We start from the raw sequence: 21,645 nt of genomic DNA, 5'->3' as shown, positions 1-21,645 counted from the left end.
ACCGCTTAATCAGAGCAAGTGGTCAGGTTATGCAAGCGACGTGCCAGTCCGGATGCACCGGAAGGGGGCTGGCGGCCCAGGCTTCAGGCGCGAGTCGTCAGGCCCTGCGCGGCGCCGGCAGCAGCCGCACCGCCAGTGCCGCCATCGCCGTGCCGGTGGCCAGCCAGGTCACGCCGGCCCATCCCCACTGCGCGAGCGCCAGCGCGCCCAGCGCCGAGCCTGCCGCCATGCCGATGAACATGCTGGTGAACAGCACCGCGTTGAGCCGGCTGCGCGCACCGGGCTCGATGCCGTAGACGATGGTCTGGTGCGCGATCAGCGTGGCCTGCAGTCCCAGGTCGAAGCCGACGGCCGCGAGCGCCAGCAGCCAGAGCTGGGCGTGCGGCAGCATCAGCGGCGCGAGCCCCATGGCTGCGAACGACAGCACCGCCAGCCCGGCGCCCAGGCGCGTCACCAACTGCGGCCCGCGCCGGTCGGCGAGGCGCCCAGCCAGTGGCGCTGCGAGCGCCCCCGCTGCGCCAGCCAACCCGAAGGCACCCGCCGCCGCGCTGCCCAGGTGGAAGGGCTCGCCGTGCAGCATCACCGCCAGCGTCGACCAGAACGCGCTGAAGCCCACTGCCAGCAGCGCCTGCGCCAGGGCGGCGCGGCGCAGCGCGCCATGGCGCGACCACAGCGTGCCCAGCGAACCGAGCAGCGCGCCATAGGCCAGGTGCGTGGTCGGCCGGAAGCGCGGCAGCCCGCGCCATGCGGCCGCGCCGATGAGCGCGATGCTGGCCGCCGCCGCGATGAACATCGCGCGCCAGCCGAAGTGCTCGGCCACGAAGCCGCTCACCACCCGGGACAGCAGGATGCCCAGCAGCAGCCCCGTCATCACTGTGCCGACGGTCTTGCCGCGCGAGGCTTCGGGCGCGAGCGTGGCGGCGGCGGGCACGATGTCCTGCGCCATCGTGGCCGCAAGCCCGATGGCCAGGCTGGCGGCGAGCAGCACGCCGATAGACGGTGCCGCGCCGGCCACCAGCAGCGCGGCGCACAGGGCGGCTGCCTTGATCAGCACGATGCGGCGCCGGTCGAAGCGGTCGCCCAGCGGCGCCAGCAGCAGGATGCCGAGCGCGTAGCCCAGCTGCGTCAGCGTCGGAATGAAGCCGACCGCGCCGGTGGAAGCGCCGATGTCGGCGCCCAGCACGCCGAGCATCGGCTGCGCGTAGTAGAGCGACGCCACCGCCAGGCCCGCGGCGGTGGCCAGCAGCAGGACCAGCGAGGTCGGCAGCGCGGGGCTGTCCGGCGCTGCGCCTTCGTGGGCATGCATTGTTTGAATGGAAGACATGGTGATAACCCTGAGTTTTCAAGCGAGGGTTGAAATGTGCGCCTGTGCAGGCTGGCTTGGTAGTCCCGCAGATCGCACAATGCCCATACGCAGTACGCATAAAGAGCCAGGCCATGCCGAATCCACCCGCCGCCGACCGCATCGAGTTGATGCAGACCTTCGTCCATATCGTCGAGGCCGGCAGCCTCTCGGCCGCCGCGGTGCGGATGGGTGCGACCCAGCCCACGGTGAGCCGCCGGCTGCAGGCGCTGGAGCGCTCGCTCGGCGTGCGGCTGCTGCGCCGCTCCACGCATGCCATGAAGCTCACCGAAGACGGCGAGCGTTGCTACGAGGGCGCCAGGGAACTGATCGCCAGCTGGCGCGCCTTCGAGGCCGACCTTCGCGGCGTGGGCGACGAGCCCGAAGGCACGCTGCGCGTGGTGGCGCCGCATGCGCTGGGGCAACTGCTGCTGGTCGGGCCGCTGGCCGACTACCTGCGTGCCTATCCGCGGGTGTCGGTCGAATGGCTGCTGCACGACCGCCGGCCCGACTTCATCGCCGAGGGGGTCGATTGCGCGATCCACGTCGGTGAAGTGACCGACACCATGGCCATCGCGATCAAGCTCTCGGAGGTGCCGCGCGTGGTGGTCGCTGCGCCGTCGGTGCTGCAAGGGCACCCGCCGCCTGCGCATGCATCGGAACTGGCCGAACTGCCCTGGCTCGCGCTGCGCACCTTCTACCGCAACGAGGTGCAGCTCACGCACCGGCCGACCGGCGAAGTCGCGCGCGTGCCGATCCGTCCGCGCATGAGCACCGACAGCCTGTATGCGCTGCACAGCGCGGCCGTCATGGGGCTCGGCGCCTGCATCGGCTCGGCCTGGCTCATGAACGACGACATCGCCGCCGGCCGGCTGGTGCAGCTGGTGCCGCAATGGCATGCGGCGCCGCTGCCGGTGTACCTGACCTATTCGCCCGCGCGCTTCCAGCCGGCGCGGCTGCGCCGCTTCATCGAGATGGTGCGGCTCGCGATGGCCGACCCGACGGGCCGGGCCTGGGAAGTCAGGGCGTCGCCTTGATGCCGCAGCCGCCCAGCACGAAGGCCACCAGCTCGCGCGCGATCGGCTCGCGGTCGATGGGCGCATCGGGCGGCAGGCCGAGCATCACGCGCGTCTGGATCGCGTAGTCGGCGTAGCTCTGGGTCATGGCCCAGATGTGCATCAGCAGGATGCGCGCATCGAGCGGGCGCATCTGCCCGCGCGCGATCCAGCCGTTGATGATGTCCACCTTCTTCTGCGTCCAGGCGCGGGCATTGGGCCAGTAGCGGTCGAGGTTGCGGCCGCCGTCGAGGATCTCGCGGGTGAAGATGCGCGACATCTCGGGGCTGTCGATGGCGTGGTCCAGCTTCTTGCGGATGTAGTCGCCCAGCACGGTGGCCGGGTCGCTCGCGTCCTCGAACGAGAACACCACCTTCCAGGCGTGCAGCACCTGCATCAGCAGCTCTTCGTAGAGCTCCTCCTTGCCGGCGATGTAGTAGTGCAGCTGGGGCTTGGTGAGGCCGGCGCGCGCGGCAATGGCCTGGGTCGAGGTGCCCTTGAGCCCATGCAGGCTGAACTCGGCCACCGCCGCTGTGCGGATGGCGGCCATGATGCGCTCGCGCCCCGGGCGGGCGCGCGACAGCGGGCCGTCGGGGGCGGGCATTTCCTGGGCGGTGGCGGGGGGCAGGGCGGCGGTGTCGGAGGTCATGCGGGGTCAGCTGGGAGGGCGGCGGCGTGGCGCCCGGCCGATGGTAATCCTTGGCGCATGGCGCCACGCCATGCCGAAGGCATGGCCACATGCAGTGCCTGCATGGCGAGGCAGCGCATGCGGGCATGGTTCATGTATCTTCCTCGCCGCTTCCAGACATTCACCTCAGACCAAGGAGTCTTCCATGTACCTTTCTCCCCGTTTCCGGGCCTTCGCCGCGGGCGCCGCCCTGCTTGCAGCCAGCGCCATCGCGCAGGCCCAGCAGGCGCTGCCGAATGTGGTGATCCTCGCCACCGGCGGCACCATCGCCGGCGCCGGCGCCTCGGCCGTCAACAGCGCCACCTACGCGGCCGCCAAGGTCGGCGTCGACAAGCTCATCGCCGGCCTGCCCGAACTCGCCAAGGTCGCCAACGTGCGCGGCGAGCAGGTGTTCCAGGTCGCATCGGAAAGCCTCACCAACGACAACCTGCTGACGCTGGCCAAGCGCGTCTCGGCGCTATCGAAGCAGTCGGACGTGGACGGCATCGTCATCACCCATGGCACTGACACGCTGGAAGAAACCGCCTACTTCCTCACGCTCACCGTGCACACCAACAAGCCGATCGTGGTGGTCGGCTCGATGCGTCCGGGCACGGCCCTCTCGGCCGACGGCGCGCTCAACCTGTACGACGCGGTCAACGTGGCGGGCAGCAAGGACGCCGTGGGCAAGGGCGTGCTGGTGACGATGGGCGACAACATCGACAGCGGCCGCGACGTGAGCAAGAACGTCAACATCAAGACCAGCGCCTTCTCCAGCCAATGGGGTCCGCTGGGCATGATCGTCGAGGGCAAGAACTACTGGTTCCGCGCGCCGGTCAAGCGCCACACCATGAACTCCGAGTTCGACATCGACAGCATCAACGCGCTGCCGCCGGTCGAGATCGCCATGGGCTACGAAGGCGTGTCGTCGGTGGCCATCGACGCGATCGCCAGGAGCGGCGCCAAGGCGCTGATCCACGGCGGCACGGGCAATGGCTCGGTGGCCGACCGGATCGTTCCGAACCTGCAGAAGGCACGCACCGACGGCGTGATCGTGATCCGCAGCTCGCGCGTGCCTGACGGCTTCGTGATCCGCAATGCCGAGCAGCCCGACGACAAGTACGACTGGGTGGTGGCGCACGACCTGCGCCCGCAGAAGGCGCGCATCCTGGCGATGGTGGCTCTCACCAAGACCAACAACACCAAAGACCTGCAGCGGATCTTCTGGGAATATTGATCCCCGATCAGCGCGCGGCGCGGCGCTTGCGGTGCCGCGCGTATTCCAGGCTGCTCACGCACACGAGCAGCCAGGCGAAGCCGGTCAAGAGGCCGGCCGCCACATCGCTTGCAAAGTGCACCTGCAGAAAGATGCGGCTGCAGGCGATGGTCAGGATGGCCGCCATGGCCGCCATGGCCGCCGGCACATGCCAGCGCGCCGGCAGCGTGCGCAACGCCAGGTACAGCAGCATTCCATAGCTCACGATCGCGCCCGCGCTGTGGCCGCTCGGGAAGCTGAAGCTCGTCTCGAAGGCCAGCCCGTGGTCGTGCACCGGCCGGGCCCGCTCGAAGATGTGCTTGAGCGCGGGGTTCAGCACCACGATGCCGCCGAGCGCGAGCACCCAGCCCAGCGCAAGGCCCCGGTGCGCATGGCGCCACAGCAGGGCGGCGACGACCAGGCACACCGGCGCAAGAAAGGCGAAGTCGCCCAGGTGCGTGAGCCAGCTGAACGCGACCAGCGCCGCCCACGGCACATGGGTGCCGATGGCATCGGCCAGCGCTTGGTCGGCCTGGCCCATCGAATGCCCGTCGGAGAGGTTCGAGGCGATCCAGGCGAACACGCTCGCCGCCGCGAGGATCAGCAGGAAACCCGCCGCAAGCCCGAGCGCAATGCGCGGCTCGCTGGGCTCCTCGGCATCGCGGGCCCTGAAGTGGCGGCGCTGCAGCGTCCAGCAGATGGCGCCGGCGCCGAGCACCGATGCGGTCCAGACAGAGAAAAACCAGCCGAGCGCATGGGCGCCGAGTTGCTGGGCGAGGAGAACAAGAGGGGGAGCTTCCAACGACATGCGGCCGCACCCTAAGGGAGCGCCGTGCCGCTGGCAAGCGAAAGCGGGAATACTTTGGCGCACTCGAAGGCTTTGCCGGCGGCTGCGTAGTCCCAGCGTTCCACGCGGCAGGCGCGCGTTCCGTCGGCCATGTCCAGCCGCACCACGTTCACCGAATTCGGAAAGCCGGCGCGCACGCGATGCGACACCGCCGTGCCCGCCTGCACAGCGAACGCGGTGCGCTTGCAGCCCGAGAAGGCGTCGTGCAGCGAGCGCACATAGGGCAGGTGGATGTGGCCGCCCAGGATCAGGTCCACACCCGCCTCCGACCAGCGCGCCACGGCCCGCTCGCGTCCGTGCAGCCGGTTCGACATGTCTTCCTGCCGCGTGACCATCACGGGCTGATGCGTGACCACCACGCGCAGCTGCGAGGGCGCCGCTGCCGCGAGGCGCGCCGCCACCCGCTCGACCTGCGCGGGCGACACCACGCCGTCTTCGTGCCGGTACCAGCGCGTGGTGTTCACGGTGACGACCAGCCATTCGTCGGACTCGAACACTGGCTCCAGGTCGTCGCCGAAGGCCTCCTTGTACCGGCCGTAGGGCGAGAAGCAGCGTGCCGCGAGCTGGAACAGCGGAATGTCGTGATTGCCCGGAACGACGAGCTTCGCGGGCGCCGCGAGCCGGTCGACGAAGGCGCGCGCCGCCGCGAACTGCACGCGCGTGGCGCGCTGCGTGATGTCGCCCGACAGCACCACCACCTGCGGCGCCAGCGCCTGTGCGAACCGCTCGAGCGCCTGCAGCACCTCGGGCTGCTCGGTGCCGAAATGCGGGTCGGAGATCTGCAGCAGGCAGGCGCTCATTGCTTGGCCGCCTCCAGCTCGGGCGCGACGTCGGGCCGCACCAGCCACAGCGGCTCGGGCGATACGCGAAACAGGAGCGGCATCTCGGTCCAGGCGATCTCGCCATCGGTCGCCACCTTCACGCGGCGCGGCGCACGCAGGCGGCCGGCCTTCACCGTCATCGATTCGAAGGGGAAGCTCAGCACCTGGTCTGCGTTGCCCAGCTTGCCGAGCGCGCCGCGCACCAGCAGGCCGGGCATGGCCAGCACGCCCACCGGCTTGAGCGCGATGGCCGCCAGCTGCCCTTGCTCCGGTGCATCGGCATGCTCGATGCCCACCTGCAGCAGTTGCAGCGGGTTGTTGCCCACGAAGAGCGTCGGCGTGCGGATGTCCTTTTCCTGCCCGCGCCAGGCCATGCGCAGGTTCCAGTGGCGGTGGCGGCCGCGCATCACCGTCAGGAGGCCCGCGAAGAACGCGATCCAGCGGCTGCGGCCGTAGCGCGCCTTGTAGGTCTCGCGCTCTTCCAGCAGTTCGGCGTACAGGCCCATGCTGGCGTTCACGAGAAACACCCGGTCGTTGACCAGCCCCACCTGCACCGCCCGCGGTTGTTCGCTCAGCAGCACCTGCATCGCCTCGGCCGTGTCGCGCGGAATGCCGTGGGTGCGGCTGAAATAGTTGAAGGTGCCCTGCGGCAGCACCCCGAAGGCGCAGCCGCTGCCCAGCGTGGCCTGTGCCACCGCGTTGATGGTGCCGTCGCCGCCCGCGGCCACCACCACGCCGCCCACGGCGCGGGCGCGCTCGACGGCTTCGCGCGCCAGGGCCTGCAACCGGCCGGGGCCGTCGACCAGGAAGATGCGGTGCCTGCGGCCGTCCGCGGCAAAGCCCTCCTCGATGACGCGGCGGGCCTCGGCGGCGCTCTCGCTGCCGGAGCCGGCATTGAGCACGATGAAGAACGGGGCATTCGGGCCGATGTGGGGCGGTTGCATGTGTGTAGGGCTGGGAAAGGCGAGGCCGCGGAGGACCGTGCGAGGGGCTGCTGCGTGCGGCCGGCCCACGGTTGTCGCACACCGGCCCGGCCGGCGCGAGCGGCCGGCATCCCGCCCGGCTGTGGGAGAGTTGCCCTCCGCCCGTAAAATCGTCCGCTTTCGCGGCGCATCGCCGCGCTACCGTCCAATGCCCGGTCCACACCGGCCAGCTTCATGTTGACCTTCCAGCAAATCATTCTCAAATTGCAGTCGTACTGGGCCGACCAAGGCTGCGCGCTGCTGCAACCGTACGACATGGAGGTCGGCGCGGGCACTTCGCACACCGCCACCTTCCTGCGGGCCCTCGGCCCAGAGCCCTGGAAAGCCGCCTACGTGCAGCCCAGCCGCCGCCCCAAGGACGGCCGCTACGGCGAGAACCCCAACCGCCTGCAGCATTACTACCAGTACCAGGTCGTGCTGAAGCCGGCGCCCAGCAACATCCTGGAGCTCTACCTGGGCAGCCTCGAAGCCCTGGGCTTCGACCTGAAGAAGAACGACATCCGCTTCGTCGAAGACGACTGGGAGAACCCCACGCTCGGCGCCTGGGGCCTGGGCTGGGAGGTCTGGCTCAACGGCATGGAAGTGACGCAGTTCACCTACTTCCAGCAGGTCGGCGGCATCGACTGCAAGCCGATCACCGGCGAGATCACCTACGGGCTTGAACGCCTCGCGATGTACCTGCAGCAGAAGGAAAGCATCTACGAACTGGAATGGGCGCCGGGCGTGACCTACGGCGACGTCTATCACCAGAACGAAGTCGAACAGTCGGCCTACAACTTCGAGCACAGCGACGCCGAATTTCTCTTCACCGCCTTCAACGCGCACGAGAAGCAGGCCAAGCACCTCATGACCGAGCAGCTCGCGCTGCCGGCCTACGAGCAGGTGCTGAAAGCCGCGCACAGCTTCAACCTGCTCGATGCGCGCGGCGCGATCAGCGTGACCGAGCGCGCGGCCTATATCGGCCGCATCCGCAACCTCGCGCGCAGCGTGGCGCAGAGCTACTACGACAGCCGCGAGCGCCTGGGCTTCCCGATGGCGCCGCGGGAATGGGTTGCGCAGATGCCCCCGAAGAAAGCTGCCTGAGCGATGACGATCCCCATGAACAACAAGAACTCCCTGCTGGTCGAACTGTTTGTCGAAGAGCTGCCGCCGAAGGCGCTGAAGAAGCTTGGCGACGCTTTCTCGAACGTGCTGCGCGAGCAGCTCGTGGCCCAAGGCCTGGCCGAAGCCGGCTCGGTGCTCACCGCCTACGCCTCGCCGCGCCGCCTCGCCGCGCACCTCACGCACGTGGCCGAGCGCGCCGCCGACAAGGCCGTGTCGCAAAAGCTCATGCCCGTGGCCGTGGGGCTCGACGCTTCTGGCCAGCCCACGCCCGCGCTGCTCAAGCGCCTGGGCGCGCTCGGTGCCGACGCCTCGGCCGTGCCGGGCTTGAAGCGCGCGATGGACGGCAAGGCCGAAGCGCTCTTCTACGAAAGCACCGCCAAGGGCGCGACGCTGGCCGAGGGCCTGCAGAAGGCGCTGGCCGAAGCCATCGCCAAGCTGCCGATTCCCAAGGTGATGAGCTACCAGCTCGAAAGCGGCTGCGAGCTGCCCGGCTGGAGCAGCGTGAGCTTCGTGCGCCCCGCGCACGGCTTGGTCGCGCTGCATGGCGACACCGTGGTGCCCATCGAGGCGCTGGGCCTGAAGGCCGGCCGCGAGACGCACGGCCATCGCTTCGAGGCCGCGGTCGATCCGGTCGTGCTGCGCGATGCCAACAGCTACGCGCTGCAACTGCAGGACGATGGCGCCGTCATCGCGAGCTTCGAGGCGCGCCGCGCCGAAATCGCGCGCCAGTTGGCGGCTGCGGCCGTCAAGGTCGGCGGCGGCTCGGTGCCGATCCACGACGACGCGCTGCTCGATGAAGTGACCGCGCTGGTCGAACGCCCCAACGTGCTGGTCTGCAGCTTCGAACGCGAGTTCCTCGAAGTGCCGCAGGAGTGCCTCATCCTCACGATGAAGGCCAACCAGAAGTACTTTCCGCTGCTCGATGCATCCAGCAAGCTCACCAACAGGTTCCTGGTCGTCAGCAACATCAGCCCCGACGACGCGAGCGCGGTCATCGAAGGCAACGAGCGCGTGGTGCGCCCGCGCCTGGCCGACGCCAAGTTCTTCTTCGACCAGGACCGCAAGAAATCGCTGGCCTCGCGCGTCGAGTCGCTGGGCAAGGTGGTCTATCACAACAAGCTCGGCACGCAGGGCGAACGCGTGCAGCGCGTGATGCACATCGCGCGTGGCATTGCAGAGAAGCTGGGCGATGCGAAGGTCGCCGCGCAGGCGACGCAGGCCGCGCAACTGGCCAAGGCCGATCTGGTGACCGACATGGTCGGCGAGTTCCCCGAGCTGCAAGGCACGATGGGCCGCTACTACGCGCTGCACGACGGCCTCGATGCCGCGGTGGCCGATGCGATCGAAGACCACTACAAGCCGCGCTTTGCCGGCGACGAACTGCCGCGCAACAACGTGGGCCTCGTGGTCGCGCTGGCCGACAAGCTCGAGACGCTGGTCGGCATGTTCGGCATCGGCAACCTGCCCACCGGTGATCGCGATCCGTTCGCGCTGCGTCGGCATGCGTTGGGCGTGATCCGCATGCTGATCGAGAAAGACCTCGCGCTGGGGCTCGACGCCCTGCTGCAGGACGCCGCCGCGCAGTTCAAGGACATCGCCGGTTTCGACAGCAGCAAGGCGACGGTCGAGTTGCGCGATTTCATCCTCGACCGCCTCGCCGGCAGCCTGCGCGAGCAGGGTGCGAGCGCGCAGGAAGTGGAAGCCGTGCTGGCCCCGCTGCCGCAGCGCCTGGGCGAAGTGCCCAAGCTGCTGGCCGCCGTGCGCGCCTTCGCCGCACTGCCCGCCGCCGCCGCGCTGGCCGCGGCCAACAAGCGCATCGGCAACATCCTGAAGAAGGCGCCCGAAGCCGACGCGCATGTCAGTGAGTTGCTGCTGAAGGAGCCCGCCGAGAAGGCGCTGCACGCCGCCATGGCGCAGGTCGTGCCCGCCGCCAACGCACAGTTCGAAGCCGGCGACTACACCGCCTCGCTGCAGACGCTGGCCGCGCTGCGCGAGCCGGTCGATGCCTTCTTCGACGGCGTGATGGTCAATGCCGAGCAGGCCGACCTGCGGCTCAACCGGCTGGGGCTGCTGATGTCGCTGCATACCGCGATGAATCGCGTGGCGCAGCTCGAGCGGCTGGCCGTCTGACCTCTTCGACGACTCCTCCACCGGTGGCCTCGCCATGAAACTCGTCATCCTCGACCGCAACGGCACGATCAACGTGCACCGCGAAGACTTCGTCAAGAGCGACATCGAGTGGACGCCGCTGCCTGGTGCGCTCGAGGCCGTGGCGCGGCTGAACCATGCGGGCTGGCACGTGGTGGTCGCGTCGAACCAGTCGGGCCTCGGCCGGGGTCTCTTCGACATGGCCTCGCTCAACGCCATGCACGCCAAAATGCACAAGATGCTCGCGGCCGTGGGCGGCAAGGTCGATGCGGTGTTCTATTGCCCGCACAGCCCTGACGAAGACTGCGAATGCCGCAAGCCGAAGCCGGGCCTGTTCCTGCAGATCGGCGACCGCTACGGCATCGACCTCAAGGGCGTGCCGACCGCGGGCGACAGCCTGCGCGACCTGCAGGCGGGCGCGGCCGCCGGCTGCGAGCCGCACCTTTTGCTCACGGGCATGGGCGCGGCCTGCATCGGCGTGGATCCGCTGCCTCCCGAATATCCGGCGAACACGATGGTTCACGAGAACCTCGCCGCTTTTGTCGACTTTCTGCTCGCGCGCGAAGCGCGGGCTGCACTGCAGGTAGCTGTCTGATGGCGTTCATCCGTTCCGTTCTCCACGCACTCTGGATGCTGGTCACCGTGGTGCCGTGGGGCATCATCATGTGCGTCAGTTCGATCTGGAAGCGCGGCATTCCGCTGTACTGGATGGCCGAGCAATGGCTCAGCTGGGCCATCGGCGGCGCGCGCGTGCTGCTGGGCATCAAGACGCGCGTGACCGGCATGGAGAACCTGCCCACCGACAAGCTCGCCGGCGCGGTGTTGCTGGTCAAGCACCAGTCCACGCTCGAGACCTTCCTCATGCCCACGCTGATGCCGCACCCGCTGGCCTACGTGTTCAAGAAGGAGCTGATCTACGTGCCCTTCTTCGGCTGGGCGATGGCGCGGCTGGACATGATCCACATCGACCGCAGCCAGCGCGCGCAGGCCTTCAACAAGGTGGTGAACCAGGGCCGGAAGCTCCTCGCGCAGGGCATCTGGATCATCATGTTCCCCGAAGGCACGCGCATTCCGCGCGGCCAGAAGGGCACCTACAAGAGCGGCGGCACGCGCCTGGCCTGCGAGACCGGCGTGCCGGTCATTCCGATTGCCGTCACCTCGGCCAAGGTCTGGCCGCGCAAGGCGTTCATCAAGCGTCCGGGCGTGGTCGATGTGTCGATCGGACCGGCCATCTCGAGCGTGGGCCGCAAGCCCGACGAGCTGATGCGCGAGGTCGAAGCGTGGATCGAATCGGAGATGCGCCGGCTCGACCCCGAGGCCTACCGCTAGAAAGAAGAACGCCCCATGCAGGGACTGTTGCAGTTCACCATGGACCTGTTCGAGGGGCTGGGCAGCGAGTTCGCCAAGCCCGAGTCGCCAGCGCCGCGCCCGAAGAAAGTCCGCAAGGCGACGCCGCCCGCCGCGACGCCTTTGCCCTTCACCCCGCCAGCGCCCGATGAGGCCAGTGACACCGGCCCCGCATTGCCAGCGATCCCGCTGCGCGACACGCTGACGCTCGCGAGCTTCATCCATCCGCAGGCCACGCGCGAAGTGGTGCTGGGCTCCGCACGCGTGGCCTACGAATTCAAGCGCGGCAAGCGCAAGACCATCGGCTTCCTGGTCGGTGCCGATGGGCTGTCGGTGCGCGCGCCGCGCTGGGTTGCGCTGCGCGATGTCGATGCCGCGGTGCGCGAGAAGGCCGACTGGATCCTGCGCAAGCTGCAGGAAACCCAGCAGCGCCACGCGCGCGTCGAAGCCACGCGCATCGAGTGGAAAGACGGCGCCGGGTTTCCGTTCATGGGCGAGCCGGTGGTGATCCGGCTCGATCCGAAGCACGGCTTTGCGAGCATTGGCGGCACGCTCGATGAGGCGGAGCGCGCCGATGGTCCGCGCATCCTGCGGCTGGCTGTCGCGCAGAACGCCGAGCCCTCGCAGATCCGCGATGCCGCGCAGGCCTGGCTCATGCGGCAGGCGCGCAAGCTCTTCATCGAGCGGCTCGACCATTTCGCGCCGCTGCTGGGTGTGCGCTGGCAGAAGCTGTCGCTGTCGAACGCGGCCACGCGATGGGGCAGCGCGAGCGCGGACGGGTCGCTGCGCCTGAACTGGCGCCTGATTCACTTTCGCCTGCCGGTGATCGACTACGTCGTCGCGCACGAACTGGCCCACCTGCGCGTGATGGACCACTCGCACCGCTTCTGGGAAACCGTCGAGAGCGTGGTGCCCGACTACGACGTGCTGCGCCGGCAGCTCAAGGACGAAGCCGTTCCGCGCTGGAACTGATACGGGCTCGCAATCAAAGCGATAACCGCGTTGCTTCGCCTTGCCGTGCGTCAGCACTGTCTGCGGCTTCGCGCCTTGTTCTCGCTTTGATTGCGAACCCGTAGGGGCGACGCGCTATTCCTTGACCGACCCGGTCATCCCCGAGACGTAGTACTCGACGAAGAACGAGTAGATGAACGCCACCGGCAGCGAGCCCAGCAGCGCGCCGGCCATGAGCGGCCCCCACTGGTACACGTCGCCCTGCACCAGCTCGGTCACCACGCCGACCGGCAGCGTCTTCACCTCCGACGACGAGATGAAGGTGAGCGCGTAGATGAACTCGTTCCACGACAGCGTGAACGCGAAGATGCCCGCCGAGATGAGCCCGGGCACCGCGAGTGGCAGCACGATCTTCACCAGGATCTGCCAGCGGCTCGCGCCGTCGATGAGCGCGCATTCTTCGAGCTCGGCCGGGATCGAGCGGAAGTAGCCCATCAGCAGCCACGTGCAGAAGGGAATGAGGAAGGTCGGATAGGTGAGGATCAGCGCCCAGCGCGTGTCGAAGAGCCCGAGGTTGAACACCACGTTCGCGAGCGGAATGAACAGGATCGACGGCGGCACCATGTACGCGAGAAAGATCGAGAGCCCGACGTGCTTCGATCCCTTGAAACGCAGCCGCTCGATCGCATACGCCGCGAACACCGAGGCCGCGAGCGACACGAAGGTGGACACCACCGACACCAGCACCGTGTTCCACAACCACTGCGGGTACGAGGTTTCGAACAGCAGCTTGTAGAAATGCGAGAGCGTCGGGTTGATCACCCAGAACGGATTGCCTTCGCGCGACAGCAGTTCGGCATCGGGCTTCACCGAGGTGATGGCCATCCAGTAGAACGGGAACAGCAGCACGATGAGGAAGACCACGAGCGGGAGGTACACGGTCACCGCCTTGCGCGGGATCGTGTCGAGGTAGCTCATGCCGACGGTGTCGACCTGGCCCGCATTGCTCATTGAAGTGTCCTCATTTGTCGGCACCGCCTTGTTGCCATGCGCGCCGCTGCAGGCCGAAGAAGCTGAACATCACGCAGGCCAGCAGGAACGGCACCATCGCGATCGCAATGGCCGCGCCTTCGCCGAGCGCACCGCCCGAAATCGCGCGCTGGAACGACAGCGTGGCCATCAGGTGCGTCGCATTCAGCGGGCCGCCGCGGGTGATGACGTAGATCAGCTGGAAGTCGGTGAAGGTGAACAGCACCGAGAAGGTCATGACCACCGCGATGATCGGCGTGAGCAGCGGCATCGTGACGTGGCGGAACTGCTGCCAGGGCGTCGCGCCGTCGATGGCGGAGGCTTCGTAGTAAGAGGGCGAGATCGTCTGCAACCCCGCCAGCAGCGTGATCGCCACGAAGGGCACGCCGCGCCACACGTTGGCGATGATCACCGCGATGCGCGCATTCCACGGCGAGCCGAGGAAGTCGATGTACTGGTCGATCAGCCCCATGCGCATCAGCGCCCAGCTGATGATGGAGAACTGCGAGTCGTAGATCCACCAGAACGCGATTGCCGAGAGCGCTGTGGGCACGATGTAGGGCAGCAGGATCACCGCGCGGAAGAAGGTCTTGAAGCGGATGTTGCGGTTCAGGAGGATCGCGAGCCACAGGCCCAGGAAGAACTTGAACACGCTCGCCACCGCCGTGTAGAAGAGCGTGTTGAAGAGGGCGAGCCGCGTCACCGCGTCGCCCCACAGGTACTCGTAGTTCTCCAGGCCGATCCACTCGCCTGAGCGGCCCACCTTGGCATCGGTGAAGCCGAGGTAGGTGCCCAGCCCCAGCGGATAGGTCAGGAACAGAAGCAGCAGCACCGCCGCCGGGAGCATGAACGCCAGGCCAAGCGCGTTGCGGCTGTTCTGGAACCTGGCGAGAAGTGACATGGGCGGGCTGCTTCAGGAGTTGGAAGAGATCAGACCTTGTAGTACCGTTCGGCACGCTTCTGCGCGCGCTCGGCCGCTTCCTTGGGCGTCTTCGATCCGCTGGCCGCCTCGGCCACCATGTTCGGAATGATGAAGTCCGCCGCCGCGCCGGCCGAGGCGTAGCCCAGCTTGCCGTCGTAGCCGCCCGGGCGCAGGTTCTTCACCGAATCGCGGTACGGCAGGTTCTTCGGGTCCGAGGACCAGATCGCGCTGTTCTCGTAGAAGCGCAGGGGCTGCGCCACGTAGCCGCCGCCGCCCTGCAGCCAGGGATCGAACTGCTCCTTCTCCATCATGAAGCGCAGGAACTCCTTGGCCGCCTGCGGGAATTTCGTGTACTTCATGACCATCTGGTTGAAGAACAGGTGCGACTCCGTCGGCACGCCCACCGGGCCGATGGGGAACACCGCGTGGTTGATGTCCGCGGCCATTTCCTTGACCTTGGGGTCGGCCGAATTCTTGGCCGCGTAGTAGATCGAGATGCCGTTGTTGGTGACGCTGATCTGCCCGTCGAGAAAGGCCTTGTTGTTGTTCGGGTCCAGCCACGAGAGCGTGCCGGGAATGAAGTTGGCATACAGCTCCTTGGCGTACTCCAGCGCCTTGAGCGTTTCGGGGCTGTCGATCACCACCTTGTTCGACTTGTCGACCAGCTTGCCGCCGTGCGACCAGATGAGCCAGTTGCACCAGGTGCTGTCGCCCGTCGCGTTGCCCAGTGCCATGCCGCCGGGCGTGCCCTTTTCCTTGAGCGCCTTGTAGAGCTTGAGGAAGTCGTCGGTGGTCTTGGGGAAGGTCGCGAAGCCCGCGGCCTTGACCATGCTCTCGCGGTACACGATGAGCGAGCCCGAGGCGCCCAGCGGCAGGCCCAGCCACTTCTTGCCGTCGGGGCGCATGAAGGCTTCGCCCGCGGGATACCAGCCGCCGTATTTCTTGCCGAGGTATTCGGCCAAGTCCGTCACGTCGAGCAGCTTGTCGGGGTAGAGGTTGGCGTCGTCGTTGGTCGACAAAATGATGTCGGGGCCCGCGCCGGTGTTGGCGGCCACCGCGGCCTTGGGGCGCACGTCTTCCCAGCCTTCGTTGTCCACACGCACTTCGACGCCCGTGGCCTCGGTGAATTTCTTGACGTTGGCCATGTAGGCATCGATGTCGCCTTGCACGAAGCGGCTCCATCGCAGCACGCGCAGCTTGGCGCCTTTCTCGGGCTTGAAGGTCAGGTTCTGCGCCTGCGCGAATGGGGCGAACAGGGCGCTGCCCGTGCCGACAGTCGCGGCGGCGGCAACGCCGGCCGAACTCTCGAGAAACCTGCGGCGATTGAAATCACTCATGAGCTGTCTCCTTCGTTGTAAACGGACCGGTGTGAACCAAAGACAAGGCGAAAAATCAGGCGGCCAGGCGCAGGCCGCTTTCGGCGTCGAACAGGTGGGCGCGCGCGAGATCGGGCAAGAGATGAATGGTGCTGCCGGGCGCGAAGTCGTAGCGCTCGCGGAACACGGCCGAGAGCTCGGCGCCTTCGTGGCGGCACGCGACGAAGGTGTCCATGCCGGTCGGCTCCATCACGACCACGCGCGAGGGGATGCCACCGCTGTCGCCCAGCGTCAGGTGCTCGGGTCGCGTGCCGTACACCACCGGCTGGCCATCGGTGCCGCCTGCGTGAATGGGCGCATCCAGCCGCGTGCCGTCGGGCAGTTCCACATGCGCCGCGCCGCCCGCTCGCCGCAGCGTGCCGGGCAGGAAGTTCATCGCCGGCGAGCCGATGAAGCCCGCGACGAACTGGTTGGCCGGATGGTCGTACAGGTCCAGCGGGCTGCCGGTCTGCTCGATGCGGCCGTCGCGCATCACCACGATCTTGTCGCCCATGGTCATGGCTTCGATCTGGTCGTGCGTGACGTAGATCGAGGTGGTCTTCAGGCGCTGGTGCAGCTCCTTGATCTCGCTGCGCATCGCCACGCGCAGCTTGGCGTCGAGGTTGGACAGCGGCTCGTCGAACAGGAAGACCTGCGGATCGCGCACGATCGCGCGGCCCATCGCCACGCGCTGGCGCTGGCCGCCCGAGAGCTGGCGCGGATAGCGCTCCAGCAGCGGTTTGAGCGCAAGAATTTCGGCCGCGCGCTGCACCTTGCTGTCGATGGTGGACTTGTCCATCTTCGCGAGCGAGAGGGCGAAGGCCATGTTGTCGCGCACCGTCATGTGCGGATAGAGCGCGTAGTTCTGGAACACCATCGCGATGTCCCGCTCCTTGGGCGGCAGGTCGTTCACGCGGCGATCGCCGATGCGGATCTCGCCGCCGTGAATTTCCTCCAGCCCCGCGATCATGCGCAGCAAGGTCGACTTGCCGCAGCCCGATGGGCCCACCAGCACCGTGAACGAACCGTCGGCAATGTCGATGTCCACCCCGTGAAGGATGGCGACTTCGCCGAATCGCTTCTTGACCGCCTGAATCGTGACACTGGCCATGCAAGGAGTCCTGACAAATCGCGGGAAGGGGCGCAAGCGGCACGGAGACCTCCGCATCGCAGCCCGCGCAGTATCGGCACTCGTTTTTGAAACCGGTATCAGGGCAAACCGGTACGAGAAAATCCCGGTTGACTTGTATGATGACCCGATAACAGCGCTCCACTTTCCCGCAGTCGTGCAGGCTTCCGCCCTCTCAGAACCCTTTCTCCTGGTCACGGATCGCCTGTCCGACCGCCTCGCATCCCGGCTGGCGGCGCAGATCGAATCGGGCGCGCTGCGGCCCGGCGATCGCCTTCCCACCGAACAGCAACTCGCGGCTTCGCATGGCGTCTCGCGCACGGTGGTGCGCGAGGCGGTGCATCAACTCAAGTCGCAGGCGCTGGTCACTTCGCGGCAGGGCCTGGGCTGTTTCGTGGCGCAGGCGCCGCTCAATCGTCCACTGGCTTTCGACCCGACCGTGCTGGAGTCGGTGCAGGCGGTGGTCGATGTGGTCGAGGTGCGCCGCGTGCTCGAGGGCGAGATCGCCGCGCTCGCTGCCAAGCGCGCAACGCGCAGCCAGATCGCGGCGCTGCGGCGCGCGCTCAAGGCCATCGACACGGCCGCCGCGGCAGGGCAGGACGGCGTGGCCGAAGACCTGGCCTTCCACCGCGTGATCGGCGAGGCCACCGGCAATCCGCAATTCCGTTTGCTGCTCGGCTTTCTCGAGCAGTACCTGCGCGAAGGCATGCGCATCACGCGCGGCAACGAGGCGCGCCGGCTCGACTTCATGGAAGCGGTGCAGAACGAGCATCGCGCCATCGTCGAGGCCATCGCGGCGCGCGATCCCGTGGCTGCGCGGCATCACGCCACGCAGCATCTGATCCGCGGCGAGCAGCGGCTCGTCGAAGGCGGCGTCATTACCGGACAGCGCCGTCGCGCGGCGGCGCGGGCCCTGCGCACCGCCGCGCCGGCCAATCCCGAGAAACGCACAACCGGCACTACCAAGAGGACCCAAAGGGACACCCCATGAAACTGTTGATCACCGGAGGCGGCGGCTTCGTCGGCTCCCGACTTGCGCGTGCGCTGCTCGCACGCGGCACGCTGGACGGCCAGCGCATCGAGCGGCTGGTGCTGACCGACATCGCGCCGCCGCCGGCCTACCTGCTGGCCGATGCGCGCGTCGAGGCCCGCATCGGCCCGCTGCTCGCGCAGACCGAGGCGCTGAGGACGGAAGCCTTCGACGGCGTGTTTCATCTTGCCTCGGCCGTGTCGGGCGAATGCGAGGCCGACTTCGAACTGGGCCTGCGCTCCAACCTCGACAGCACGCGCGCGTTGCTCGATGCCTTACGCACCAATGTCGGCGCCAACGTCGGCGCGGGCGGCAAGGTGACGCGGCTGGTGTTCTCCAGCTCGGTCGCGGTGTTCGGGCCCGACCCCTCGGTGCCGCTGCCCAAGCTCGTGGCCGACGACACGCTGCCGCTGCCGCAGACCTCCTACGGCACGCAGAAGCTGGTGTGCGAGCACCTCATCTCCGACTACACCCGCAAGGGCTACATCGACGGCCGCGCCGCGCGGCTGATGACCGTCACCGTGCGCCCGGGCCGCCCCAACGGCGCCGCTTCATCGTTCTTCAGCGGCATCATCCGCGAGCCGCTGGCGGGCGTGGAGTCGATCTGCCCGGTGTCGCCCGATGTGTCGCACCCGATGACCTCGCCGGCGCGCACGGTCGATGGCCTCATCGCCGTCTACGAAGCCAGCCGGGAGGCCTTCGGCGGGCGCGCCGCGCTCAACCTGCCGGCGCTCAACGTGCGCGTGAGCGACATGCTCGATGCGCTCGAGGAGGTGGCCGGCCCCAAGGTGCGCGCGCTGGTGCGCTTCGAGCGTGACGAGCGCATCGCCGGCATCGTGGCCAACTGGCCCACCGGTGCCACGGCCGAGCGTGCCGCGCGGCTGGGCTTGCATCCGCACGAGAATTTCGCAGACATCATTCGCCAATACATCGCCGATTGCGCCGCGCTTCCGAATGCGGCAGAAACACTGAAGGGAATGTCCTGATGAGCAAGAAGAAAAGCCCCGCGTCCACGTCCACATCCAAGGCCAAGGGCACCGCGAAGAAATCCGCTGGCGCGCTCAAGCTGCGCTCGCAGGAATGGTTCAACAATCCCGCCAACACCGACATGACGGCGCTCTACCTCGAGCGCACGATGAACTTCGGGCTCGGCCTCGAAGAGCTGCAGTCGGGCCGGCCGATCATCGGCATTGCGCAGACGGGCTCCGACATCGCGCCATGCAACCGCCATCACCTGGTGCTGGCCGAGCGCGTGCGCGAGGGCATCCGCGATGCGGGCGGCATCGCCTTCGAATTCCCGATCCATCCGATCCAGGAGACCTGCAAGCGGCCGACCGCCTCGCTCGACCGCAACCTGCAGTACCTCTCGCTGGTCGAGATCCTCTACGGCTACCCGCTCGACGGCGTGGTGCTGACCACGGGCTGCGACAAGACCACGCCTGCGCAGCTGATGGCCGCCGCCACGGTCGACATTCCGGCCATCGCACTGAACTCCGGGCCGATGCTCAACGGCTGGTACAAGGGCGAGCGCACGGGCTCGGGCACCATCGTCTGGAAGGCGCGCGAGCTGCTGGCTGCGGGCGAGATCGACGAGACCGGCTTCCTGAAGCTCGTGGCCTCGTCCGCCCCATCGACCGGCCATTGCAACACCATGGGCACGGCCTCCACGATGAACTCGTTGACCGAGGCGCTCGGCATGACGTTGCCCGGCAGCGCCGCGATTCCCGCGCCGTACCGCGACCGCCAGGAAATGGCCTACCTCACCGGCAAGCGCATCGTCGAGATGGTGCGCGAGAACCTGAAGCCCTCGGACATCCTCACGCGCGCCGCGTTCGAGAACGCCATCGTCGTGAACTCGGCGATCGGCGGCTCGACCAACGCGCCCATCCACCTGAACGCGATCGCGCGCCACATCGGCGTGCCGTTGACCACGGGCGACTGGGAGAAGCACGGCTACAAGATCCCGCTGCTGGTCAACCTGCAGCCTGCGGGCGAATACCTGGGCGAGGACTACTACCGCGCGGGCGGCGTGCCCGCGGTGGTGGCCGAACTGATCGCCAAGGGCAAGATCCAGCCAGCGCTCACCGCCAACGGCAAGAGCATCATCGAGAACTGCGAAGGCCGCTTCACCGAAGACCGGAAGGTGATCTTCCCGTACGCCAAGCCGATGATGAAGAACGCGGGCTTCCTCGATTTCAGCGGCAACCTCTTCGACTCCGCGATCATGAAGACCAGCGTGATCACGCCGGAGTTCCACTCCCGCTACCTCGAGAACCCCGCCGACCCGATGGCCTTCGAAGGCACGGCCGTGGTGTTCGACGGACCCGAGGACTACCACCGCCGCATCGACGATCCGAAGATGAAGATCGATGCGCACAACATCCTGTTCATGCGTGGTGTCGGGCCGGTGGGCTACCCCGGTGCGGCCGAGGTCGTGAACATGCGCGCGCCGGCGTACCTGCTGAAGAAGGGCGTCACCGCGCTGCCTTGCATCGGCGATGGACGGCAGTCGGGTACCTCGGGCTCGCCGTCGATCCTGAACGCGTCGCCCGAGGCCGCGACCGGCGGTGCGCTGGCGTTGCTGAAGACCGGTGATCGCGTGCGCATCGACCTGAAGAAGCGCACGGCGAACATGCTGGTGTCCGACGAAGAACTGGCCCAGCGCCGCCAGAAGCTCGAAGCCGCCGGCGGCTATCCGTACCCGCCGAGCCAGACGCCGTGGCAGGAGATTCAGCGCGCGGTGGTGGACGAGCTTTCCGAGGGCATGGTGCTCAAGCCCGCGGTGAAGTACCAAAAGATCCACGCCACCTTCGGCGTGCCGCGCGACAACCACTGAGGTAGCCGCCGCGCTGGGTGCTTCAGGCGCTCAGCGCGCGTGCGTCACGCCCCCGTCGACGACGAGCGTGGAGCCCATCACATAGTCGCCCGCGCGCGAGGCGAGGTAGATCGCGGCGCCGGCCATGTCTTCGGGCGTGCCGATGCGACCCGCGGGAATCCGGCCCTTGACCTCGTCGCCGTGGTCGCGCGCGTCCTTGTTCATGTCCGAGGCGAACGCGCCGGGCGCGATGGCGCTCACCACGATGCGGTCTTGCGCCAGGCGCAGCGCCATGCGGCGCGTGAGCTGGATCAGTCCGGCCTTGCTGGCCGCATACGAATACGTTTCCTGCGGGTTCACCGAGATGCCATCGATCGAGGCGATGTTGATCACCTTCGAGAGGTGATCGGTCGCGGCCTTCTTGAGCATCGGCGTGAGCGCCTGCGTGAGGAAGAAGGGCGTCTTCAGGTTCAGGTCGACCACCTTGTCCCAGCCGCTCTCGGGGAACTCGGCATACGGCGCGCCCCAGGCGGCACCGGCGTTGTTGACGAGGATGTCGAGCGAGCCTTCGTGCTTCGCATAGGCGGCGACCAGCGCCTGCGCGCCTTCGACCGTGGACACGTCCGCCGGCAGCGAGACGCAGTGCCCGAAGGCCGAGAGCTCCTTGGCGGTCTGGTCGCAAGCGGCGGCCTTGCGTGCCGAGATGTACACGCGCGCGCCCTGGGCCAGGTAGCCCTCGGCGATCATGCGGCCGATGCCGCGCGAGCCGCCGGTGATCAGGGCGGTGCGGCCCTTCAGCGAGAAGAGTTGGGTGGTGTCCATGGTGCAGGTGTCTCCTGAATGAA

At 67.8% G+C, this 21,645-nt stretch carries 20 protein-coding genes; 10 read left to right on the top strand and 10 right to left on the bottom strand.

The window, feature by feature from the left end:
- Positions 1-97 precede the first annotated feature (97 nt).
- Positions 98-1,324: an MFS transporter gene (locus M2282_RS23995; protein WP_280811272.1), complete on the bottom strand. Its 1,227-nt coding sequence runs from the start codon at positions 1,322-1,324 to the stop codon at positions 98-100.
- A gap of 113 nt (positions 1,325-1,437) precedes the next feature.
- Here M2282_RS23995 and M2282_RS23990 point away from each other — a divergent pair, with 113 nt between their 5' ends.
- On the top strand, positions 1,438-2,379 hold the full coding sequence (locus M2282_RS23990) for a LysR family transcriptional regulator (RefSeq protein ID WP_280811271.1): 942 nt from the start codon (positions 1,438-1,440) through the stop codon (positions 2,377-2,379).
- Here the strand turns inward: M2282_RS23990 and M2282_RS23985 are convergent.
- On the bottom strand, positions 2,363-3,046 hold the full coding sequence (locus tag M2282_RS23985) for a TetR family transcriptional regulator C-terminal domain-containing protein (RefSeq protein ID WP_177224980.1): 684 nt from the start codon (positions 3,044-3,046) through the stop codon (positions 2,363-2,365). The genes M2282_RS23990 and M2282_RS23985 overlap by 17 nt on opposite strands.
- Before the next feature lie 184 nt (positions 3,047-3,230).
- Between M2282_RS23985 and M2282_RS23980 the strand changes: the two genes are divergently transcribed.
- Positions 3,231-4,301 carry an asparaginase gene (locus M2282_RS23980; RefSeq protein ID WP_280811270.1) on the top strand — a complete coding sequence of 357 codons (1,071 nt, stop codon included), beginning with the start codon at positions 3,231-3,233 and terminating at the stop codon, positions 4,299-4,301.
- Positions 4,302-4,308: 7 nt separating this feature from the next.
- Here the strand turns inward: M2282_RS23980 and M2282_RS23975 are convergent, their stop codons facing one another.
- Genes M2282_RS23975 through M2282_RS23965 form a run of 3 tightly spaced genes read right to left on the bottom strand, consistent with a single transcriptional unit; the run spans position 4,309 to position 6,931 of the window.
- A complete protein-coding gene (locus tag M2282_RS23975; protein ID WP_280811269.1) occupies positions 4,309-5,127 on the bottom strand; it encodes a phosphatase PAP2 family protein in 819 nt (272 codons plus the stop codon).
- A gap of 11 nt (positions 5,128-5,138) precedes the next feature.
- Complete coding sequence (locus M2282_RS23970; RefSeq protein ID WP_280811268.1) at positions 5,139-5,966, bottom strand: metallophosphoesterase family protein; 828 nt, start codon at positions 5,964-5,966, stop codon at positions 5,139-5,141.
- Complete coding sequence (locus M2282_RS23965; protein WP_280811267.1) at positions 5,963-6,931, bottom strand: diacylglycerol/lipid kinase family protein; 969 nt, start codon at positions 6,929-6,931, stop codon at positions 5,963-5,965. Before M2282_RS23965 ends, M2282_RS23970 begins: the two co-directional genes overlap by 4 nt.
- 213 nt (positions 6,932-7,144) lie before the next feature.
- Here M2282_RS23965 and glyQ point away from each other — a divergent pair, with 213 nt between their 5' ends.
- The 5 genes from glyQ to M2282_RS23940 are packed head-to-tail and all read left to right on the top strand — an operon-like array spanning position 7,145 to position 12,541.
- Entirely contained in the window at positions 7,145-8,053 is a 909-nt protein-coding gene (gene glyQ / locus M2282_RS23960; RefSeq protein ID WP_280811266.1) for a glycine--tRNA ligase subunit alpha, read from the top strand.
- A gap of 15 nt (positions 8,054-8,068) precedes the next feature.
- A complete protein-coding gene (gene glyS, locus M2282_RS23955) occupies positions 8,069-10,204 on the top strand; it encodes a glycine--tRNA ligase subunit beta (protein ID WP_280811265.1) in 2,136 nt (711 codons plus the stop codon).
- 34 nt (positions 10,205-10,238) lie between these two features.
- On the top strand, positions 10,239-10,817 hold the full coding sequence (gene gmhB, locus M2282_RS23950) for a D-glycero-beta-D-manno-heptose 1,7-bisphosphate 7-phosphatase (protein WP_280811264.1): 579 nt from the start codon (positions 10,239-10,241) through the stop codon (positions 10,815-10,817).
- Positions 10,817-11,551: a lysophospholipid acyltransferase family protein gene (locus M2282_RS23945; protein WP_280811263.1), complete on the top strand. Its 735-nt coding sequence runs from the start codon at positions 10,817-10,819 to the stop codon at positions 11,549-11,551. The genes gmhB and M2282_RS23945 overlap by 1 nt, the downstream gene beginning before the upstream one ends.
- A 15-nt stretch (positions 11,552-11,566) precedes the next feature.
- Positions 11,567-12,541: a YgjP-like metallopeptidase domain-containing protein gene (locus M2282_RS23940; RefSeq protein WP_280811262.1), complete on the top strand. Its 975-nt coding sequence runs from the start codon at positions 11,567-11,569 to the stop codon at positions 12,539-12,541.
- 114 nt (positions 12,542-12,655) lie between these two features.
- Here the strand turns inward: M2282_RS23940 and M2282_RS23935 are convergent, their stop codons facing one another.
- Genes M2282_RS23935 through M2282_RS23920 form a run of 4 tightly spaced genes read right to left on the bottom strand, consistent with a single transcriptional unit; the run spans position 12,656 to position 16,937 of the window.
- Positions 12,656-13,531 (bottom strand): carbohydrate ABC transporter permease, encoded by an 876-nt coding sequence (locus M2282_RS23935; RefSeq protein ID WP_013543745.1) that lies wholly within the window; start codon positions 13,529-13,531, stop codon positions 12,656-12,658.
- A gap of 10 nt (positions 13,532-13,541) precedes the next feature.
- A complete protein-coding gene (locus M2282_RS23930) occupies positions 13,542-14,450 on the bottom strand; it encodes a carbohydrate ABC transporter permease (protein WP_280811261.1) in 909 nt (302 codons plus the stop codon).
- A gap of 29 nt (positions 14,451-14,479) precedes the next feature.
- Positions 14,480-15,808 carry an ABC transporter substrate-binding protein gene (locus tag M2282_RS23925; protein WP_280811260.1) on the bottom strand — a complete coding sequence of 443 codons (1,329 nt, stop codon included), beginning with the start codon at positions 15,806-15,808 and terminating at the stop codon, positions 14,480-14,482.
- 55 nt (positions 15,809-15,863) lie between these two features.
- On the bottom strand, positions 15,864-16,937 hold the full coding sequence (locus M2282_RS23920) for an ABC transporter ATP-binding protein (protein ID WP_280811259.1): 1,074 nt from the start codon (positions 16,935-16,937) through the stop codon (positions 15,864-15,866).
- Between the two features lie 175 nt (positions 16,938-17,112).
- Here M2282_RS23920 and M2282_RS23915 point away from each other — a divergent pair, with 175 nt between their 5' ends.
- Genes M2282_RS23915 through M2282_RS23905 form a run of 3 tightly spaced genes read left to right on the top strand, consistent with a single transcriptional unit; the run spans position 17,113 to position 20,821 of the window.
- Positions 17,113-17,946, top strand: a complete 834-nt coding sequence (locus M2282_RS23915; RefSeq protein WP_280811258.1) for a FadR/GntR family transcriptional regulator — start codon at positions 17,113-17,115, stop codon at positions 17,944-17,946.
- Positions 17,943-18,971 carry a D-erythronate dehydrogenase gene (gene denD, locus M2282_RS23910; protein WP_280811256.1) on the top strand — a complete coding sequence of 343 codons (1,029 nt, stop codon included), beginning with the start codon at positions 17,943-17,945 and terminating at the stop codon, positions 18,969-18,971. Before M2282_RS23915 ends, denD begins: the two co-directional genes overlap by 4 nt.
- Complete coding sequence (locus M2282_RS23905) at positions 18,971-20,821, top strand: IlvD/Edd family dehydratase (protein WP_280811255.1); 1,851 nt, start codon at positions 18,971-18,973, stop codon at positions 20,819-20,821. Before denD ends, M2282_RS23905 begins: the two co-directional genes overlap by 1 nt.
- A gap of 30 nt (positions 20,822-20,851) precedes the next feature.
- Here the strand turns inward: M2282_RS23905 and M2282_RS23900 are convergent, their stop codons facing one another.
- A complete protein-coding gene (locus M2282_RS23900) occupies positions 20,852-21,622 on the bottom strand; it encodes an SDR family oxidoreductase (RefSeq protein ID WP_280811254.1) in 771 nt (256 codons plus the stop codon).
- Between the last annotated feature and the right edge of the window lie 23 nt (positions 21,623-21,645).

Source organism: Variovorax boronicumulans (assembly GCF_029892485.1).
Classification (GTDB): domain Bacteria; phylum Pseudomonadota; class Gammaproteobacteria; order Burkholderiales; family Burkholderiaceae_C; genus Variovorax; species Variovorax boronicumulans_B.
This window is presented reverse-complemented; position numbering and strand designations above follow the sequence as displayed.

Bases quoted from the DNA above. Each gene is read 5' to 3' on its own strand.
- M2282_RS23995 (WP_280811272.1), bottom strand. From the start codon at position 1,324: ATGTCTTCCATTCAAACAATGCATGCCCACGAAGGCGCAGCGCCGGAC.
- M2282_RS23990 (WP_280811271.1), top strand. From the start codon at position 1,438: ATGCCGAATCCACCCGCCGCCGACCGCATCGAGTTGATGCAGACCTTC.
- M2282_RS23985 (WP_177224980.1), bottom strand. From the start codon at position 3,046: ATGACCTCCGACACCGCCGCCCTGCCCCCCGCCACCGCCCAGGAAATG.
- M2282_RS23980 (WP_280811270.1), top strand. From the start codon at position 3,231: ATGTACCTTTCTCCCCGTTTCCGGGCCTTCGCCGCGGGCGCCGCCCTG.
- M2282_RS23975 (WP_280811269.1), bottom strand. From the start codon at position 5,127: ATGTCGTTGGAAGCTCCCCCTCTTGTTCTCCTCGCCCAGCAACTCGGC.
- M2282_RS23970 (WP_280811268.1), bottom strand. From the start codon at position 5,966: ATGAGCGCCTGCCTGCTGCAGATCTCCGACCCGCATTTCGGCACCGAG.
- M2282_RS23965 (WP_280811267.1), bottom strand. From the start codon at position 6,931: ATGCAACCGCCCCACATCGGCCCGAATGCCCCGTTCTTCATCGTGCTC.
- glyQ (WP_280811266.1), top strand. From the start codon at position 7,145: ATGTTGACCTTCCAGCAAATCATTCTCAAATTGCAGTCGTACTGGGCC.
- glyS (WP_280811265.1), top strand. From the start codon at position 8,069: ATGAACAACAAGAACTCCCTGCTGGTCGAACTGTTTGTCGAAGAGCTG.
- gmhB (WP_280811264.1), top strand. From the start codon at position 10,239: ATGAAACTCGTCATCCTCGACCGCAACGGCACGATCAACGTGCACCGC.
- M2282_RS23945 (WP_280811263.1), top strand. From the start codon at position 10,817: ATGGCGTTCATCCGTTCCGTTCTCCACGCACTCTGGATGCTGGTCACC.
- M2282_RS23940 (WP_280811262.1), top strand. From the start codon at position 11,567: ATGCAGGGACTGTTGCAGTTCACCATGGACCTGTTCGAGGGGCTGGGC.
- M2282_RS23935 (WP_013543745.1), bottom strand. From the start codon at position 13,531: ATGAGCAATGCGGGCCAGGTCGACACCGTCGGCATGAGCTACCTCGAC.
- M2282_RS23930 (WP_280811261.1), bottom strand. From the start codon at position 14,450: ATGTCACTTCTCGCCAGGTTCCAGAACAGCCGCAACGCGCTTGGCCTG.
- M2282_RS23925 (WP_280811260.1), bottom strand. From the start codon at position 15,808: ATGAGTGATTTCAATCGCCGCAGGTTTCTCGAGAGTTCGGCCGGCGTT.
- M2282_RS23920 (WP_280811259.1), bottom strand. From the start codon at position 16,937: ATGGCCAGTGTCACGATTCAGGCGGTCAAGAAGCGATTCGGCGAAGTC.
- denD (WP_280811256.1), top strand. From the start codon at position 17,943: ATGAAACTGTTGATCACCGGAGGCGGCGGCTTCGTCGGCTCCCGACTT.
- M2282_RS23905 (WP_280811255.1), top strand. From the start codon at position 18,971: ATGAGCAAGAAGAAAAGCCCCGCGTCCACGTCCACATCCAAGGCCAAG.
- M2282_RS23900 (WP_280811254.1), bottom strand. From the start codon at position 21,622: ATGGACACCACCCAACTCTTCTCGCTGAAGGGCCGCACCGCCCTGATC.